This is a genomic window from Larkinella ripae (assembly GCF_054780775.1).
The window spans coordinates 701598-717967 of the sequence record NZ_BAAGVR010000022.1 but is presented as its reverse complement, the minus strand read 5'-3'; the positions used below and the strand labels follow the sequence as shown (position 1 = coordinate 717967).

Here is a 16370-nt window from a genome sequence, read left to right as displayed (position 1 = left end):
TTCCAAGAGAACGCCCATTAGCAGGAATGAAGATCTGGTCTGTTGTTTTTAGCTTAGTAAGTATACTCATTTTCAACGCCTGTTCCAAAACCGAGGAACTGGTAACGATTGAGCGGCCGGAGCAGGCGCTTTTTGCCGCCCGAAAGCCCGAAGCCGTTCGCGAATGGCTGAACGAGCACAAGGCGGTTGCTCAGGCGTATTTCGGGACCACCCGCTTCGGTCAGGACACGGCGCTGGTGAACGAATTGCTCAAACGAGTTAACGATAAGGAGCTTGACGTATTGTACAAGCAGGTAAACACCGAATTCGGAACGATGGGCGACATTCAGGATCAACTGTCGGGTGCGTTCAACCGGATGCACGAAAATTTCCCGGAATTCAAGCCGCCGAAAGTTGCCACGATGGTGTCCGGTTTTATGGGCCCCGATCTGGTCATCAGCGACACCCTGGTCATTATTGGATTGGATTATTTCGCGGGGCCGACGGCCAAATACCGTCCGCGCGGTTTGCCGGCCTACATTCTCCGCCGGTATCAGAAGCCGTTCATTGCGCCCACGATTGTTACCGCCCTGTCCGGACGGTTCAACAAAACCGATCAGCAGGACCAGACATTGCTGGCCGATATGATCTACTACGGCAAGGGGTACGTGTTTACAAAACAAATGCTGCCCGACGTGCCCGACAGTCTGATTATTGGCTACACCGACCGGCAACTGACGCAGACTTACAACGTTCAATCGGACATCTGGGCGTACTTCATCGACGCCAAACTGCTCTACGAGGTGAACCCGGCGACCAAAAACCGCTACCTGTCCGAGCGCCCTTTTACGGCGGAAATTGGCTCGAAAAGCCCCGGCGCCATCGGCCGCTGGCTGGGCTGGCGGATTGTCGGAAAGTATTTCGACGAAAAAGAACCGGGGGTTAAGGCCCTGATGGACAACGCCAACGCCCGGCAGCTTTTTGAACAATCGGGTTACAAAGGATTTAAAGACGAGGACTAGTACAATAAAATGGAGGGTTAGCCGACCTTACCGGAAAACGAATGGCAAAGCGAGGAAGAAGTTCGGAGGAGAACGAAGAAGATAAAAAAGTGAAAGTAACCCGGGATGCGCTGCAGAAGTCGCTGCGGTTGTTCCGGTTTATAAAACCGTACCGCTGGTATTTCATCACCGGAATGGTGTTTCTGCTGCTGTCGTCGGCCACCACGCTGGTGTTTCCGAAGCTGTTGGGCGATATCCTGAAGGTCGTTGAAAACAAGCTGGCGGCCGGGTCGCTCAACCAGTTGACGCTGCTGTTGTTCGGCTTGCTGGTGGTGCAGTCGGCGTTTTCGTTTGCGCGCGTGTATCTGTTTGCGCAGGTCAGCGAGCGGGCGATGGCCGACGTTCGGCGGGCGGTTTACAAAAAAATCATTACGCTGCCGGTTTTCTTTTTCGAACAACGGCGCGTGGGCGAACTGACCAGCCGGATTTCGTCGGACGTGACGCAGTTGCAGGACGTGTTATCGACGACCCTGGCCGAATTTCTCCGCCAGATCATCACCCTGCTGGCCGGGGTGGCCCTGATTTCGTTTACGTCGCTGAAACTGACCGGTTTTATGCTGGCGACGGTGCCGGTGGTGATTGTGGCGGCTATTTTCTTCGGGAAGTTCATCCGGAAACTGTCGCGGAAAGCGCAGGACGAACTGGCCCAGGCCAACGTGGTCGTGGAAGAAACCCTGCAATCGGTCAGCGTGGTGAAAGCCTTCACGAACGAACCCTACGAGGTCCGGCGGTATTCGACGGCGCTGGAGAAAGTGGTGCAGAATTCGCTGCGGGTAGCCAATTTCCGGGGCGGTTTTGTCTCGTTCATCGTTTTTGCCCTTTTTGGCGGTATTGTCGGCGTGGTTTGGTACGGCGCGCAACTGATGCTGGCGGGCGAACTGACCTTTGCGCAACTGGTGACGTTTGTGATTTACACGATGTATATCGGCGGGGCCGTGGGCGGTCTGGGGGATCTTTACGCCCAGATTCAACGGACCATCGGCGCGTCGGAACGGATTCTGGATATTCTGGAAGAGCCCGCCGAGGTGGAACTGCCCGCGCAGGAACAGGCCACCCTGGCCGTGCCGCTGCACGGCGACATCGCGTTTAATGCCATTCGGTTCTCGTATCCGTCGCGGCCCGATGTGGAGGTGTTGAAAGGGATTTCGCTGCGGGTGCCGTCGGGGCATAAAATTGCGCTGGTGGGGCAGAGTGGCGCCGGAAAATCGACCATTGTGCAGTTGTTGCTGCGGTATTATTCGATCAACGGCGGTTCCATCACGGTCGATGGTCGGCCCATTCAGGACATCGACATCCGGTATCTGCGCCAGAACATCGCCGTGGTGCCGCAGGAAGTGATTCTGTTCGGCGGGACGATCCTGGAAAACATTGCCTACGGAAAACCGGGTGCGACCGAAGCCGAAGTAATTGAAGCGGCCCGCAAAGCCAACGCGCTGGAGTTTATCGAGTCGTTTCCGGAGAAATTTGGGACGGTTGTGGGCGAACGGGGCGTTAAACTGTCGGGTGGCCAGCGGCAACGGATTGCCATTGCCCGCGCTATTCTGAAAGATCCGGCGATTCTGGTGTTGGACGAAGCCACCAGTTCGCTCGATGCCGAGTCGGAGCGGCTGGTGCAGGAAGCGCTGGACGAGCTGATGCAAAACCGGACCACGATCATCATTGCGCACCGTCTGGCAACGATTCGGAAAGTAGACACCATCTACGTGATTCGCGAAGGCCAGATCAGCGAGACCGGCACGCACGAAGAATTGAGTATGCTCGAAGACGGTTTGTACGCAAATCTGGTTAAATTACAGTTTGAAACAACGGATAGTTAAAATGCCAAACCGGCTTTTAAACTTATGAACGCAGCCATTAAACAGACGCTGGACGACTTTCATCTGCGGCACACGAGTTGTCGCGAGGGCGTGCTGGATACGTTTTTTGCCGCCAATTACGCGTTGGCGCACCACGATATTGAAGAAAGCCTGAAAGCGGATTTTGATCGGGTGACCATTTACCGAACGCTCAGAACGTTTGTCGATAAGGGCATTCTGCACAAAGTGCTGGACGACGAGGGCGGTTTGAAATACGCCCTCTGCCGGGAAGCCTGCGCCCACGATCACCACCACGATCACGTTCATTTCAAGTGTGAACAGTGCGGTTTGACAACTTGTCTGGAAAATACCCTGATTCCGGCCGTTAGCCTGCCTTCGGGCTACAGCCGCAAAGAAACCAATCTGCTGATTCAGGGCGTGTGTTCGCTTTGTAATAAAACCGCTGTGTAATGCCCCAGTCGATTTTTGCGGAACGTGAAACCCGGTTTTTACAGGAAGAACTCAAAGCCCGCGCGGGCTACAACCGGCTGGCCATCATTCGGGTAATTTGGTTCATTAGCGCGGCTTTTGGGCTTTATTTTTTGGTTGATCGCGGAGAAAACGCCCTGGCGCTGGGCCTGGGTCTGGTGTCGATCAGCGGTTTTCTGGTGTTGCTGAAACGCCATCAGGCCGTTCAGCGCCGTCGGGACCGCGCCCGCTGGCTGGCGTTTATCAACCGCGACGAAACCGGCCGACTCGAACGCAAATTTCTGCGCCCCGAAACCGGCGCCGGTTTTGCGGACACCAACCATCCTTACGCCGGCGATCTGGATATTTTTGGTAACCATTCGCTGTTCCGGCTCCTGAACCGGACGCATACCTACGAGGGCAGCCGCAAACTGGCGTCTTTTCTGGTATCGCCGGTCCCGATCAGCGAAGTCCTGCTTCGGCAGGATGCGGTCGCTGAATTAAAACCGCTGCTCGACTGGCGGCAGGAACTGGCCGCGCTGGCGTACCTCAATCCGACCGTTGGCGACTCCCCGCAGGAGCTGAAAAGCTGGGCCACGAAACCCACAGAACCCTTGCCGGTTTATACAACGATTGCCCGCTGGGTGTTTCCGGCCCTTACGCTGGGGCTGATCGGTTTGTGGCTGAATGGAATTTTGCCGGGCTGGGCCGTCACGGCTTCGCTGCTGGTGCACGGGTTGGTTCTGGGTCAGGTGGCCGAGCGGGCTAAAAACGTCAGTGAGCAGACATTTGCGATGTCACAGGCGCTGAAAACCTACCGCGATTTGCTGAAACACCTCGAAACGCCCCGGTTTCAATCGGCTGTTCTACACCGTTTGCAGGCGGTAACGAATCTGGAAAACCGCCCGGCTGCGGCTGCGATCGGCCAGTTGAGCCGCCTGGTGGAAAATCTGAATTTCCGCCGAAATCCGTATTTCTTTCTGCTGGTCGGTATTTTCACGCTTTGGGATATTCATTATTTGCAGGCGCTGGACCGCTGGAAGCGCCTTTACGGTCCGCACCTGAACGCCTGGCTCGATGCGCTGGCCGAAGCCGAAGCCCTCAGCAGTCTGGCGGGGTTGGCTTACGCCCACCCGGAGTATGTCGTTCCGGAATTTAACGAGGAAACGCTGGAACTGGATGCGCGGCAGGTTCGGCACCCGATGCTGCTGGCAAACCGCAGCGTAGCCAACTCGCTGCCCATCCACGGCAACGGGCAAACCATTCTGATTACCGGTTCCAATATGTCGGGCAAAAGCACCTTTCTGCGCACCGTTGGCACCAATGTTGTGCTGGCGCTGGCGGGCTCGGTGGTGGCGGCTGAGCGGCTGGTCTGTTCGCCGGTGCAGGTCTTTACGAGCATGCGAACGCAGGATTCGCTGGAAGAGAATACCTCCTCGTTTTACGCCGAACTAAAACGCCTGAAAACGCTCATCGACCGCACGCGGCAAAGCTCCAACTGGCCAGTTTTGTATTTCCTGGACGAAATTCTGAAAGGGACCAACTCCGCCGACCGGCACCGGGGGGCGCGGGCGCTGATTCTGCAACTCCACGAAACCACGGCCTCCGGTTTTGTGTCGACCCACGACGTGGAACTGGGCGAACTGGCGGCCACGCACCCCTTCGTGCACAATTACAGTTTCAACTCGGACGTTGTGGATGGCAAGCTCCATTTCGATTACCAGTTGCGGAATGGGGTCTGCCGGAGCTTCAACGCCAGCCAGCTGATGCAGTCGATCGGCATTCAGATTCAGGACGATGCGCTTACCGAATAAGCAGGATTTTCTCTGATTCCGGTAAGCCGGTTTGTTTCAACATCAGCCCATACGAACCGGGCGGTAATCCGGCCAAACTAAGCGAAACGGTATGCCATCCTGCCGTTGGGGCAATCTTTTCCAGTAAAGTCTGCACCACTGTTCCCGACAAATTAACCAGGGCCAGCGTCACGGGCCCTGCCCGACGGAGCTGAAACTCGACGGTTAGTGCACCGGCCGTCGGATTGGGATAGGCGCGCAACCGTTTCGCGGACCCGAATTCATCCCCTGACCCCATCATCTGTTGTTTCTCCGCATCGGACAGGAGAGCTTCCGAGACCAAAAAATCCGGAAGGGTCGAAGACGCAAACCGGCCATTAGGCGTTTGAACCGTCACCACGGCGCTTCCGGCGGTTGTTCCGGAGCCGCAGGCGGTCCGAACCTGCGAAATCTGGTAGGTGGTGGTTTGGCGCGGAGATACGTAGAGAAAAAAACGACTGATGGGCATTGTAAAGCTGAACGTTTCGCCCGTGCTGGCGCTGACGGTCAGGCTCCACGGCCCGGTTCCGGCCAGCGAAAGGGCCAGTGGCGTACTTTGCCCACTGGTGATCGTGCCGTTTCCGGCGAGGGTGGCCGTTACTCCCGGACAAGCGGTATTGGGTACTACCGCAACCGTTGCCGAACCGCTGGCCGTTCCGGTGCCGCACGCATTGCTAAGGCTGGCGATGGTGTAGGTGGTGGTCTGCGCCGGGCTGACCGTGAAGCTAAACGGGCTCTGGACCAGATTCGTAAAGGCTTGCCCATTCGATAAGGTGAAGGCATACGGGGCAGTTCCGGTAAAAACCGCCTGGAGCGTTGCGGGCTGACCCGCCGTCAGCGTGGTGCTGCCCGTTAAGGTGGCCGTTGGCGCGGTGCAGGGCGTTCGAACGATGATGGTCGCCGAGCCGGAAACGGCACCCGCTCCGCAGCCGTTCCGAACCTGCGTGATCTGGTAGGTGGTGCTTTGCCGGGGGGCTACATACAGGTTGAACTGCGGAGTCGGCATGGTAAACGAATAGTTTTCGCCCGAGCTGGCGGTAATGGTCAAACTCCACGGCCCGGTGCCGCCCAGCGAAAGGGCCAGCGGTACACTTTGCCCGCTGTTGGTGGTCGAACTGCCGCTGATGCTGGCCGTGGCGGGGGCGTTGACGGTAAAAACCGTGCTGGACTGACTGGTGATGGCCGGATTGGCAGAAACGACGCGGACGCGGTAGCCCGTACCCGCCGGTGTACTGGCGGGGATTGTAGCCATCAAGGGACTCGCCGTTCCGCTCGTGGGAATAGCCACAAAGTTGATTCCGGCCGCATTCGACAGCTGCACGCTGAACGTAGTGCCCGCCTGGAAAACGCCGGTGGTTGAAAACGGAACGCTCAGCTGAGCGCCCGCGCAAACCGCCGGGACCAGGCCGACGCTGATGACCGGTGGGGTCGCCGACTGAAGGGTCACCGCATAATCTTCGGCTTCGCCTTTGCCGTACAGCAGGGCGCAGGGGTCGTTGACCTCGGTGGGGTCCGGCGGAACCAGGCTGGCTACACGGACGCGCATATACGTTGGGCCCGCTGTCACACTCGTCGGGATGGTAAAGAGTGCCGTCAGTGTGCTGCCGGCAATCAGTTTCTGGACCGGAGCCAGAATCCGTTCGGCAGTACTGAAGACACCATCGCGGTTGTAATCCATCCAGACGGCGACGTTGGCCTGGTTGAGGGTTTCAAATTTGCCTTTCAGCGTGAGTGAATAACTTTGACCGGCGGTGAGCGTGGGCGGTGCGAGGGTGGGCGAATAGTCGATGTAAGAACCGGCCGCAAAACCGGAGCCGGTATTCGTGAGCAAAACCGCACTGGTGCTGCGCAGCACCACATCGTCGATGCCGACGTTGCCGCTGGCGACCGGATTCGGATAAGGCGCAAAATACCGGGGAATGCAGTAGAGCAAACCGGCGTTGAAGGTCAGCGTGTTACTCAGCGAACCTGTGGAAGTGTTCGCGGGCCGGATGCGGTAGTGATACGTTGTCGATGCGGCAATTCCGGCGTCCGTAAAGGTTGCGGTATTGGGAGCGACGCCACCAATAGCGCTGAAATTTTCGGGCGTTCCCACGGCCCGTTCGATGAGAAAACCGGCTTCGTTGGCCGAGTTGTCGCGCCAGGTAAGCTGCGCTTTTCCGCTGGTTTTCGTGACCGAAAGCAGGGTTGGAGCCGTTACGGCATCGGGAACGCGGGTGTAATTTCGGATGGCCGTCGGGTTCTGAAGCCAGTAGGCCAGATTAGCGGCCATCACCTGCTGCTGCCCCGCCGTAAACCGGGCCGCGAGCGTGCGGGAGCACTGCCAGCCCGACATCACATTGTCCATCATGGGTTGGTAAGGTCGTCCCTGTGCGTCGGTCAGACCGCCCCTGTAGGTGCAGCTTCCATCATCGGTATTGCCACCGCCGGGCAGATCCCAGGGGTCGGCGGGGGTGTCACAAATCAAGTCGGCTGTCGTGGCACAATTCGCGCCCGAAACCAGCTCCTGGCCGTTTCCAAAGGGGTGAAGCAAGCCGAAATGGTGCCCGAACTCGTGCGTGAGCAGGGCGGGCGTCAGGCTCGAAATCGTCATGATCACGTAGTCGCCCCCAAAACCGCCGTAACTAACGCCGTTGATGGTCAGTGAATTAACTACAAACAGGTTAGCGGCTGCCGGATCACGATTCGCTGCGAGAACCGGCTGACTGCTTGACCAGTCAAGGTTATAGACCGACGAATTATTGATCAGGTTGGGAGCAGAACCGACCAGGTAAAATTGAATACCGGCGGACAAAAACTGGGTGTTCAGACCCGCGAGGGCCGTCATCAGAGTCGTCACCGGCGCCCCGCCCGTTCCGTCATTGTTGCGAACCAGATGCACTTTCAACGGGATATACGTAAGGGTCGTGGCGGTTGTCCGCAGCTTTTTTGCCAACGCCTGATCGGCTGTTCGGACGGTTTTGGTCTGGTGAATCGGTTGGGCCGGATTGGAAGCGTTCCCGCAGAAAAACTGGGCGTGACCCACCAGGCTCATTAGGGTGAGCCAGAAAATCAGATTGCTGGTAAAGGATGCTTTCATAGTCTGATAAGTAACCAGGTATGATCTAAACGGGCTGTTCGCTAACGGGCCGTTGTGTGCCGCCGGCGAATCGCTAAGAACGATAGTCCAGGCTGAGTAAACGAAAGGCAGTGGGTAAGAACCTTTTTCTCGTTACTGGTAATTATAAATTTACTGAATTGATGTTTGTATAACAAAATATACTTTGTTCTGTTCAGATTAAATTTTTAGAAAAAAGAAAACCCGCTTCTTTGGGGCGGGTGTACTGGCAAGTCAGGGCTTTGAATACGGTTTTCGGGGCGGTTTTTGGGGGTTAAAAAGGGACGGAACTGTCGATCGGTATTTTAAAACGGACTGATAAAGTCGTTTAAAACCGGCCTTGCGACCCGGTATTCCCGTTCGGTAAAAGATTAGTTTTTGCCCGCAGAAAAACCTGGAAACCCAGACCCGATCAATTGGTGGGCCGGTCCGGAACGGGGGCAGAAGCGTGGAATTCCTGATAAATGCGGTTCATGTAATCGTCGAGCAGTTGCAACACCCGTTCGCGTTCGGGCGCTTTGACAATGAAGCCGACGTGGTATTCCTTGTTCATCCGCCACACGATTTCTTCATCCGTAAAACCGGCGGTGTTGGGCCACTGCTGGCGGGCTAGGGAAATGATCAGACCGGCGTACTGATTCTTTACTTCCGGCAACTGATACGGTTCGTTGCGAGCCATGGCACTTTCGAGCCGGGCCCACTCGCGCCAGAGGTTAATGCCCGACGATATGTCCACCAGTTCGGCAATGTTGGCGCCACCCACCCGCGATGAGGTTTCCAAAAAGTAGTATTCGCCGTCGTGATCACCCCGGATGTATTCGGAATGCGACGCGCTGGATTGCATCCGGAAGGCGTTCAAAACCGCAGCATTCAACGCGTACAAGCTTTGGGCTTCGTCGGAATCGAACGGCAAAACCGCCGTCCGGAACACGCCCCCGCCGTGGGCGACCTCCATCGGCGTGGCCAGATACTGACTCGCGCGGGTGAATAAGACGCTGCCGTTCTGCGAGAGCGAATCGACGTGAAAAACCCGCCCCGGTTTGAACTGCTCGATCAGAAACTGATGGCGGTTGTCGCCCAGCGAATGAATCACCTGCCAGGCTTTGTCCAGCGAGTGGACTTTCTTAATGCCGGTGGCCGAGGCTTCCGAACGCGGTTTGATGAGCCAGGGCGCTTCCGTCGTGCGCAGAAAGTCCGTAATCGTTTCGTCGTGAAACAAACTGCTGAAGGCCGGAACCCGAATGCCGTCGGCAGCCGCCCGCATCCGCATCGCCAGCTTGTCGCGGAAAAACCGGGCCGTGGTCTGGCCCATGCCGGGAATCCGGAACGTTTCGCGCACCAGGGCCGCTTTTTCCACATCAAAATCATCCATAGCCACCACCCGATCGATTTTCCGCGACCGCATCGTGTACGCCAGACCGTTGATCATCCGGTCCAGGTTTTGCGATGAATTATCCTGCGACGGCAGGTAAAAAAACTCATCCACGGCTTCCCGGGGCCAGGGGTGGTCGGCCAGTTTCTCGTAGGTCAGCAAATACACGGTATTGCCGGCTTCCTTGCAGGCTTTCAGAAACGCTTCTCCTTTGAAGTACGTCGAAATGCAGAGAAAAGACAGATGGCTCATGGCTGTAGAGGGTTTGAAAGGCGGTTGCGCTTGCCGAACGGGCTGATGAAGGTAAGCGTTTTAGGGAGTCAATGATTAATGGGGACGGATTGTTTGAGCCGGGTGGCGGTTTTTCACAAAAATAAACACGCTGTCCGAAAACCCATGCAAAGGTTCCAAATCCAGTTCAGGGGTTCAAAAAGGTCGATTCGGGTGCAACATTGTCGAAATGAAGCCTGTCTTTGGTGCGTTTTCAGTCCTTTCGACGGCGTCCTTCCTGAGAGGCACACCTATAAAAATAATTTTTTAACTACGCTTGTAGTTGTTTTATTAAAAATTGTTAACTTTCAGCAACGAATGATAATTCTTTACAACTTGCTGGCGCTACGCTAGCTTCCTATCCCTTATGAAAAAAATTCTCCTGCTGCTGTTGCTGACGGTTTGTTGTCGTGCGGTTTTTGCCCAACAGTCGGCGCGTATTTCCATCCGCGGTTCCATTACCGACACTTCCAAAGCGGCTATGCCCGGTGCAACGGTCATGCTGCTGACTCCTAAAGACTCGGCGCTGGTCAATTACGGACGAACAAACGACAAAGGCGGTTTTGAGTTTCGAAACGTCAAACGCGCCCCGTATATTCTGAAAGTATCGTATGTCGGTTTTCTGCCGCTGCAGGAAGTGGTCAATCCCGCAAATGGGGAGGTCACCGACATGGGCGACTTGCCGATCAAACCCATTCAGAAAGAACTGCTGGAAGTGGTGGTCAAAACCGCCCGCGCTCCGCTGAGCATCCGGGGTGATACGATTGAGTACAACGCGGCTTCGTTCAAAGTGCCCCCCGGATCGACGGTGGAGGAACTGCTGCGGAAACTGCCCGGTGTGCAGGTCGATCAGGATGGCAATATCAAAGCTCAGGGCGAAGATGTCAAAAAAGTAACCGTTGATGGCAAAACTTTCTTTGGCACCGATCCGAAACTGGCGACCAAAAACCTGCCGGCCGATGCCATTTCCAAAGTGCAGATCTTCAACGACAAGACGGAAGCCGCCAAAACCACGGGCATCGACGACGGCAAACGGGAAAAAGCCGTTAACCTCGAACTGAAAGAAAGTCACCGGAAAGGCGGTTTTGGGAAAATAACGGCGGGTGCGGGGACGAAAGACCGGTTTCAGCTGCGGGGCAATTACAACCGCTTCAACACCAAAGAACAAATGTCGGTGCTGGGTTTTGGGAACAACATCAACCAGACCGGTTTGTCGTGGGACGATTACCAGGATTTTCGGGGCAGCCAGTCGTTCAACTGGGACGACCAGGGTGATTTCGGATTCTACAGTGGCGGGGTGATTTTCTTCGGGGGCGACGACGGTTTTGGCGTGCCCGTTACGGGCGGCTACAGCAGCAACCGGGGGTTTTCGCGCAACTACGCCGGTGGGGCCAACTACAACTACGATACGAAGAAGACCAAGCTGAGTTCCAACTACTTCTACAACCAGTCGGGGCAAACGCTGAATTCAACCCTGAACAGGGAAACCTTCGTGCCCGGCTCCAGCTCGTTTTTGACGAACGAAGGAAAGAGCCAGGGCAATTTCTCCCGCAACCACCGGGCCAGCGCCCGGTTTGAGCAGAATCTTGACTCGCTCAACACGCTCGTTCTCATCGGAAACCTGCGGGCCAACAGCGGCAACAGTTTCCAGTACAGCGATCAGCTCTTCTACCGGATGCGGGACACCAGCCAGACGGTTTTTAACAACCGCAACGATTTCACCGGACTGCAGGTGGCAACAACCGCCATTTTTCGGCACAAATTTCGGAAAAAAGGCCGCAACTTTGCCGCCAGTGCCGCTTTCAACCTGAACGATACCGACGGGTCGGCCAACCAGCGATCCACCAACACCTTTCTCAGCGACACGACGGGCACCGGCATCGGCGCTCCCGTAACCCGGATCGCTCAGGACAACACGACCACCAGCCTCCGCACCGAAATCAAATCCAGCCTGCACTACACCGAACCGCTGTCGAAAGTGATGTTCTGGGAAACCTTCTACAACGTCAGCCTGCGCAGCGACAAGGTGGATCGCAATGTGTTTGATGTTACCGATCAGGGATTAGTCCGCAACACGAGCCTGAGCCGGTATTACACCAACGACTTTGTGTATAACCGGGTGGGTTCCCTGTTCCGCTATTCGGACAAAGGATTCAATGTATCGGGCGGTTTGGCGGGCGTCTGGTTTAACCTGGCCGGACGGTTTGCGGTGGACCAGACGTCCTCGGAGTTTACCAACGTCAACCGGAAGTATTTTACCGTGGTGCCCAACTTTTCGGGTAGTTACCGGATCAAAAACAAGTACTACGGGTTGTACTACAGCGTCAACGTGCAGCAGCCCCAGACCACCGACTTGCAGCCGGGCGTGGTCGACAACAGCAATCCCCGGTTTATTCGGGAAGGGAATCCCAACCTGCTGCCGGCCCTGTCTCACCAGCTCAACGGTTCCTACAGTAGCTTTAATCCCGGAAGCTTTGTCAATTACTACATTAGCCTGAACTATAATTACAACATCAACCAGATTATCTACAACCAGACCGTCAACGAAGCGCTGGTGACCACCTCGCGGCCCGACAACATCAGTGGGGGCACGCGAGTCGGGTCGTATTTCAACCTGGGCTTTCCCCTGAAAAAGACCAAAGCGACCCTGAACCTGGGCGGTAATCTGAACTTCAGCAAAAATCCGACGTACATCAATGCGGTTTTTAACAACACCAACAGCGATAATTACAACTTCAGGGTCAGCCTCGATTTGACGCCCAGCGAAAAATTCACGTTTTATCCCAACTTCAACTGGAACTTCACCGACACCCGGTATTCCATCAATACCGCCCAGAACCAGAAAATTTACAACTATAATTACGGCGGTACAATGAACGTTCAGTTGCCAGCGGGTATTTTCTTCAATGGTCAGATGAACTACCAGATTTACAAGCTCAAAAACGAACAGTTTCCGTTCACGCAACGGCTGCCCATCCTGAACCTGTCGGTGTACAAACTTTTCCTGAAAGACAACAAAGCGGAGGTGCGGTTAACGGCCTACGATGTGTTCAATAAAAACCAGGGCATTACGCAGCAGGCCAATCAGAACTTCGTTCAGAAAGAGCAGGTTCAGACGCTGGCCCAGTATTTTATGCTCACCTTTACCTACAACGTGCGGGGCCTGAAATCGCAGATGCGCCGGAACAACATGTTTTAACGCCTAAAAATGCTTTGATAAAAATGAAAAAACTGCTGATCTATTGTTTCCTGCTCCTGAGCATCCCAGCGATGTCCCAGCCCCTGCAAGGCGTGGTCACCTACGAGCGCACGGAAGATCAACCCAAAATTATGGCCCGGCTTTCGTTTCTGAGTCTGGACCAGAAAGAGCGGATGAAGGCTACCTGGAAGAATTACAGTGATCATAAAAATAAAATGATTCTGTATTTCAACGCCGATCAAAGTCTGTATACCAACGAAAGCGAATACTGGCGCAGCGACGACGGCAAGTGGTCGTACCGCAACAGTGATTACATCATCCGCCGGGATTTTAAGCAGGAAACCCGTTCGGATGTTATCGAGATGCTGGGAAAAACCTACATTGTGGAAGATTCGCTGAAAGCGTCCTCCTGGAAAATCCTCAACCAGTTGAAGGACATTGCCGGTCATATCTGCATGAAAGCCGAAACCGAAGACCCCATCCGGCAGCAGAAAATCACTGCCTGGTTTGCCCAGGATATTCCGGTTTCGGCCGGCCCCGAGCAGTACTCCGGCTTGCCGGGCCTGATTCTGGAGCTGGATCTGAACGACGGCGATGCCGTCATCACGGCAACTTCTGTTGCGATGAAAGACGTTTCGAAGGAATTGGCGCCCGGCAAAAAAATCAAAGCCAGAAAAATTAAAACCGCCGATTACGATAAACTGATCAAAGACCATATCCAGACCAGCATAAAAGCCCAGGAAAACCCGTATTGGTCGATACGGTATTAATTGAATGATGGATGATAAATGATGAACGATGAATGGGCGGACGCAAGTAATTCATCGTTCATCATTTATCATCCATCATTCAATCAAAGATTTCCCTTCTTTAGCTCCGAAACCGCGTGATTGGCGGCCCGGGCGGTGAGGGCCATGAAGGTGATGGAGGGGTTCTGGTTGCCAACCGAGGTCATGCAGGCGCCGTCGGTGACGAACACGTTTTTGACGGTATGGAACTGATTCCACCCATTGAGCAGCGAGGTTTTCGGATCTTTGCCCATCCGGACACCGCCAATTTCGTGAATGTCCAGACCGGGGTTGCGGTGATCGTCACGGGCCGAAATGTTTTTACAGCCCGACTTTTCGAGCATTTCGGCGCCCTGCACCAGAAAATCGCCGATCACCTTTTCGTCGTTGGCGTCGTAACCGACGGACGTAATCAGTTGCGGAATGCCGAAGGGATCCTTCTGATCGGGACTCAGGCGAACGTGGTTTTCGTATTTCGGCACGGTTTCGCCCTGCATCATCATGTACACGCTCCAGTCGCCGGGGGTGAGCAGACTTTCTTTGAATGCCGCCCCAAAACCGTCCTGACTGTTGCCCTGCTGCCACCCGGCGCGGCTGGCGCTGAAAGCCACCATGTAGCCCCGCTGAAAGTCGGTTTCCTGTTTTTTGACATTCCGAAACGAGGGCATGAAGGCCGTCGTAGGCCGGCGGCCGTAAAAATACTGATCCTGGTAGCCGTCGAACGAAGCCGTCAGACTGCCCCGGTAATTATGGAAAGCGACGTAGCGGCCCAGCAATCCGTTGTCGTTGCCCAGACCGTTCGGAAACCGGTTGGAGGTGGAATTCAACAGAATCAGATTCGAGTTCAGACAAGCCGCATTGACGAAAATAATTTTGGCAAAATACTCCGTCGCCTGTTTGGTGTTGGCGTCGATCACCCGAACGCCGGTTGCCCTCCCGGACGTTGACCCGGTTTTTTTCTCGTCGTACAGGATCGAATGCACCACCGAATCGGGCCGGATGGTCAGGTTGCCGGTTTTGGCTGCCCACGGCAAGGTCGCCGAATTGGAACTGAAATAACCGCCGAAGGGGCACCCCCGGTAGCACAGGTGCCGGGCCTGGCACTGCCCGCGCCCCTGCTGCAAATGAATGGGCTGCGGTTTGGTTAAATGGGCGCAGCGGCCAATGATCACCTGCCGGTCGGTATAATTGGTTTTAACGGCTTTCTGAATGTGTTTTTCGACGCAGTTCAATTCGAATGGCGGTAGAAACTCCCCGTCGGGCAGCGTATCGATACCGTCTTTATTTCCGCTGATGCCGACGAATTTTTCGACGTGGCTGTACCAGGGCGCAAGGTCGGCGTAACGAATCGGCCAGTCGACGGCAAAACCGTCGCGGGCGGGCGCCTGAAATTCGTAATCGCTCCAGCGCTGGGTTTGGCGCGCCCAGATCAGCGATTTTCCGCCTACCTGGTAGCCCCGAATCCAGTCGAACGGTTTTTCCTGAATGTAGGGATGGTCGGCATCTTTCACAAAAAACTGCTGCGTCGCTTCGTCCAGGGCGTAGCATTTGGTGGCAACCGGATTGGCGAGGTCAAAGCTGTCGGGCATCCGGTTGCGGTGGGGCAAGTCCCAGGGGTTGGCCATCGCGGTCGGGTAATCCGTCCCGTGTTTGACCATGCGGCCCCGTTCGAGTACCAGTGTTTTCAGCCCTTTTTCGCACAGCTCCTTGGCCGCCCAGCCCCCGCTGATGCCCGAACCGATGACGATGGCATCGTAGGCGTTTTGACCTGTGGCTTTTGTGGTAGTGTACATATAATCTGACAAACCGGCAAGCTCTTTGAGAGCTTGCCGGTTTTTTCGTCTAATATATGAAATTTGAACGTTGCTACGGCTGAAACCTATCCACCTTTACTGGCGGATCATTATTACCACATTTATAATCATGCCAACGGCACCGAACTCCTGTTCCGCGAACCGGATAATTACCGCTATTTTCTCAAAAAATACGCTGACCACTGCATATCCATCGCCGATACGTTCTCGTATTGCCTGATACCCAATCATTTTCACGCCATTATCCGCATCAAAACCGTCGCTGAATTAATCGCTCATTTTGAAATTCAGGAACCGTCCTGACCGGCGGATTTGCAGGAATGGGTATTGCTGCAACTGAGCCGGCGGTTTTCCAATTTTTTCAACGCCTACGCCAAAGCGTATAACAAACGTTTCGAACGACGAGGGGCTTTGTTTATTGATCGTTTCAAACAAAAAGCGGTGACGGATGAGCGGTATTACAACCAGCTCATTTACTCCATTCATCACAATCCGGTCAGGCATGGATTTGTCCGTGAACTATCCAGATGGCCGTATTCATCGTTTCAATCGCTTCTTTCTGAAAAACCGCCCTTACTATTTTGGGATGAGGTGCTGAACTGGTTTGGCGGCCGGGAGGCCTTTGTCGGTTTTCACGAAAGTGTCGATATGGGATAGTAATAAAAAACCTGCCAGGTCTTTGAACCTGGCAGGT

11 protein-coding genes are annotated in these 16370 nt (G+C 55.0%); 8 read left to right on the top strand and 3 right to left on the bottom strand.

The window, feature by feature from the left end:
* Window positions 1-26: 26 nt before the first annotated feature.
* The 4 genes from gldB to ACYVHX_RS15885 are packed head-to-tail and all read left to right on the top strand — an operon-like array spanning window position 27 to window position 5118.
* The gene (gene gldB, locus ACYVHX_RS15900; RefSeq protein ID WP_460672646.1) at window positions 27-1001 is read left to right on the top strand and encodes a gliding motility lipoprotein GldB; all 975 of its coding nucleotides are present in this window, start codon (window positions 27-29) and stop codon (window positions 999-1001) included.
* A 41-nt stretch (window positions 1002-1042) separates the two neighbouring features.
* On the top strand, window positions 1043-2857 hold the full coding sequence (locus ACYVHX_RS15895; RefSeq protein WP_460672645.1) for an ABC transporter ATP-binding protein: 1815 nt from the start codon (window positions 1043-1045) through the stop codon (window positions 2855-2857).
* Between the two features lie 24 nt (window positions 2858-2881).
* Window positions 2882-3307 (top strand): Fur family transcriptional regulator, encoded by a 426-nt coding sequence (locus ACYVHX_RS15890; protein WP_460672644.1) that lies wholly within the window; start codon window positions 2882-2884, stop codon window positions 3305-3307.
* The gene (locus tag ACYVHX_RS15885) at window positions 3307-5118 is read left to right on the top strand and encodes a MutS-related protein (protein ID WP_460672643.1); all 1812 of its coding nucleotides are present in this window, start codon (window positions 3307-3309) and stop codon (window positions 5116-5118) included. The genes ACYVHX_RS15890 and ACYVHX_RS15885 overlap by 1 nt, the downstream gene beginning before the upstream one ends.
* Here the strand turns inward: ACYVHX_RS15885 and ACYVHX_RS15880 are convergent.
* Together ACYVHX_RS15880 and ACYVHX_RS15875 are read right to left on the bottom strand one after the other, a co-directional pair.
* Window positions 5108-8215 carry a GEVED domain-containing protein gene (locus ACYVHX_RS15880; protein ID WP_460672642.1) on the bottom strand — a complete coding sequence of 1036 codons (3108 nt, stop codon included), beginning with the start codon at window positions 8213-8215 and terminating at the stop codon, window positions 5108-5110. The two genes, ACYVHX_RS15885 and ACYVHX_RS15880, sit on opposite strands and share 11 nt — an antisense overlap.
* Window positions 8216-8645: 430 nt before the next feature.
* A complete protein-coding gene (locus ACYVHX_RS15875) occupies window positions 8646-9857 on the bottom strand; it encodes an ATP-grasp domain-containing protein (RefSeq protein WP_460672641.1) in 1212 nt (403 codons plus the stop codon).
* A 385-nt stretch (window positions 9858-10242) separates the two neighbouring features.
* Here ACYVHX_RS15875 and ACYVHX_RS15870 point away from each other — a divergent pair, with 385 nt between their 5' ends.
* A complete protein-coding gene (locus ACYVHX_RS15870) occupies window positions 10243-13074 on the top strand; it encodes an outer membrane beta-barrel protein (protein ID WP_460672640.1) in 2832 nt (943 codons plus the stop codon).
* A gap of 23 nt (window positions 13075-13097) precedes the next feature.
* Window positions 13098-13844, top strand: a complete 747-nt coding sequence (locus tag ACYVHX_RS15865) for a GLPGLI family protein (protein ID WP_460672639.1) — start codon at window positions 13098-13100, stop codon at window positions 13842-13844.
* An 83-nt stretch (window positions 13845-13927) separates the two neighbouring features.
* Here the strand turns inward: ACYVHX_RS15865 and ACYVHX_RS15860 are convergent, their stop codons facing one another.
* On the bottom strand, window positions 13928-15655 hold the full coding sequence (locus ACYVHX_RS15860) for a GMC oxidoreductase (protein ID WP_460672638.1): 1728 nt from the start codon (window positions 15653-15655) through the stop codon (window positions 13928-13930).
* A gap of 63 nt (window positions 15656-15718) precedes the next feature.
* On the opposite strand from ACYVHX_RS15860, the gene ACYVHX_RS15855 reads away from it, so the two are divergent.
* Window positions 15719-15979, top strand: a complete 261-nt coding sequence (locus ACYVHX_RS15855; protein WP_460672637.1) for a transposase — start codon at window positions 15719-15721, stop codon at window positions 15977-15979.
* Between the two features lie 9 nt (window positions 15980-15988).
* Window positions 15989-16333: a transposase gene (locus tag ACYVHX_RS15850; RefSeq protein WP_460672636.1), complete on the top strand. Its 345-nt coding sequence runs from the start codon at window positions 15989-15991 to the stop codon at window positions 16331-16333.
* The last annotated feature ends 37 nt before the right edge of the window (window positions 16334-16370 follow it).

Bases quoted from the DNA above. Each gene is read 5' to 3' on its own strand.
- ACYVHX_RS15875 (WP_460672641.1), bottom strand. From the start codon at position 9,857: ATGAGCCATCTGTCTTTTCTCTGCATTTCGACGTACTTCAAAGGAGAA.
- ACYVHX_RS15870 (WP_460672640.1), top strand. From the start codon at position 10,243: ATGAAAAAAATTCTCCTGCTGCTGTTGCTGACGGTTTGTTGTCGTGCG.
- ACYVHX_RS15860 (WP_460672638.1), bottom strand. From the start codon at position 15,655: ATGTACACTACCACAAAAGCCACAGGTCAAAACGCCTACGATGCCATC.
- ACYVHX_RS15865 (WP_460672639.1), top strand. From the start codon at position 13,098: ATGAAAAAACTGCTGATCTATTGTTTCCTGCTCCTGAGCATCCCAGCG.
- ACYVHX_RS15890 (WP_460672644.1), top strand. From the start codon at position 2,882: ATGAACGCAGCCATTAAACAGACGCTGGACGACTTTCATCTGCGGCAC.
- ACYVHX_RS15895 (WP_460672645.1), top strand. From the start codon at position 1,043: ATGGCAAAGCGAGGAAGAAGTTCGGAGGAGAACGAAGAAGATAAAAAA.
- ACYVHX_RS15880 (WP_460672642.1), bottom strand. From the start codon at position 8,215: ATGAAAGCATCCTTTACCAGCAATCTGATTTTCTGGCTCACCCTAATG.
- gldB (WP_460672646.1), top strand. From the start codon at position 27: ATGAAGATCTGGTCTGTTGTTTTTAGCTTAGTAAGTATACTCATTTTC.
- ACYVHX_RS15885 (WP_460672643.1), top strand. From the start codon at position 3,307: ATGCCCCAGTCGATTTTTGCGGAACGTGAAACCCGGTTTTTACAGGAA.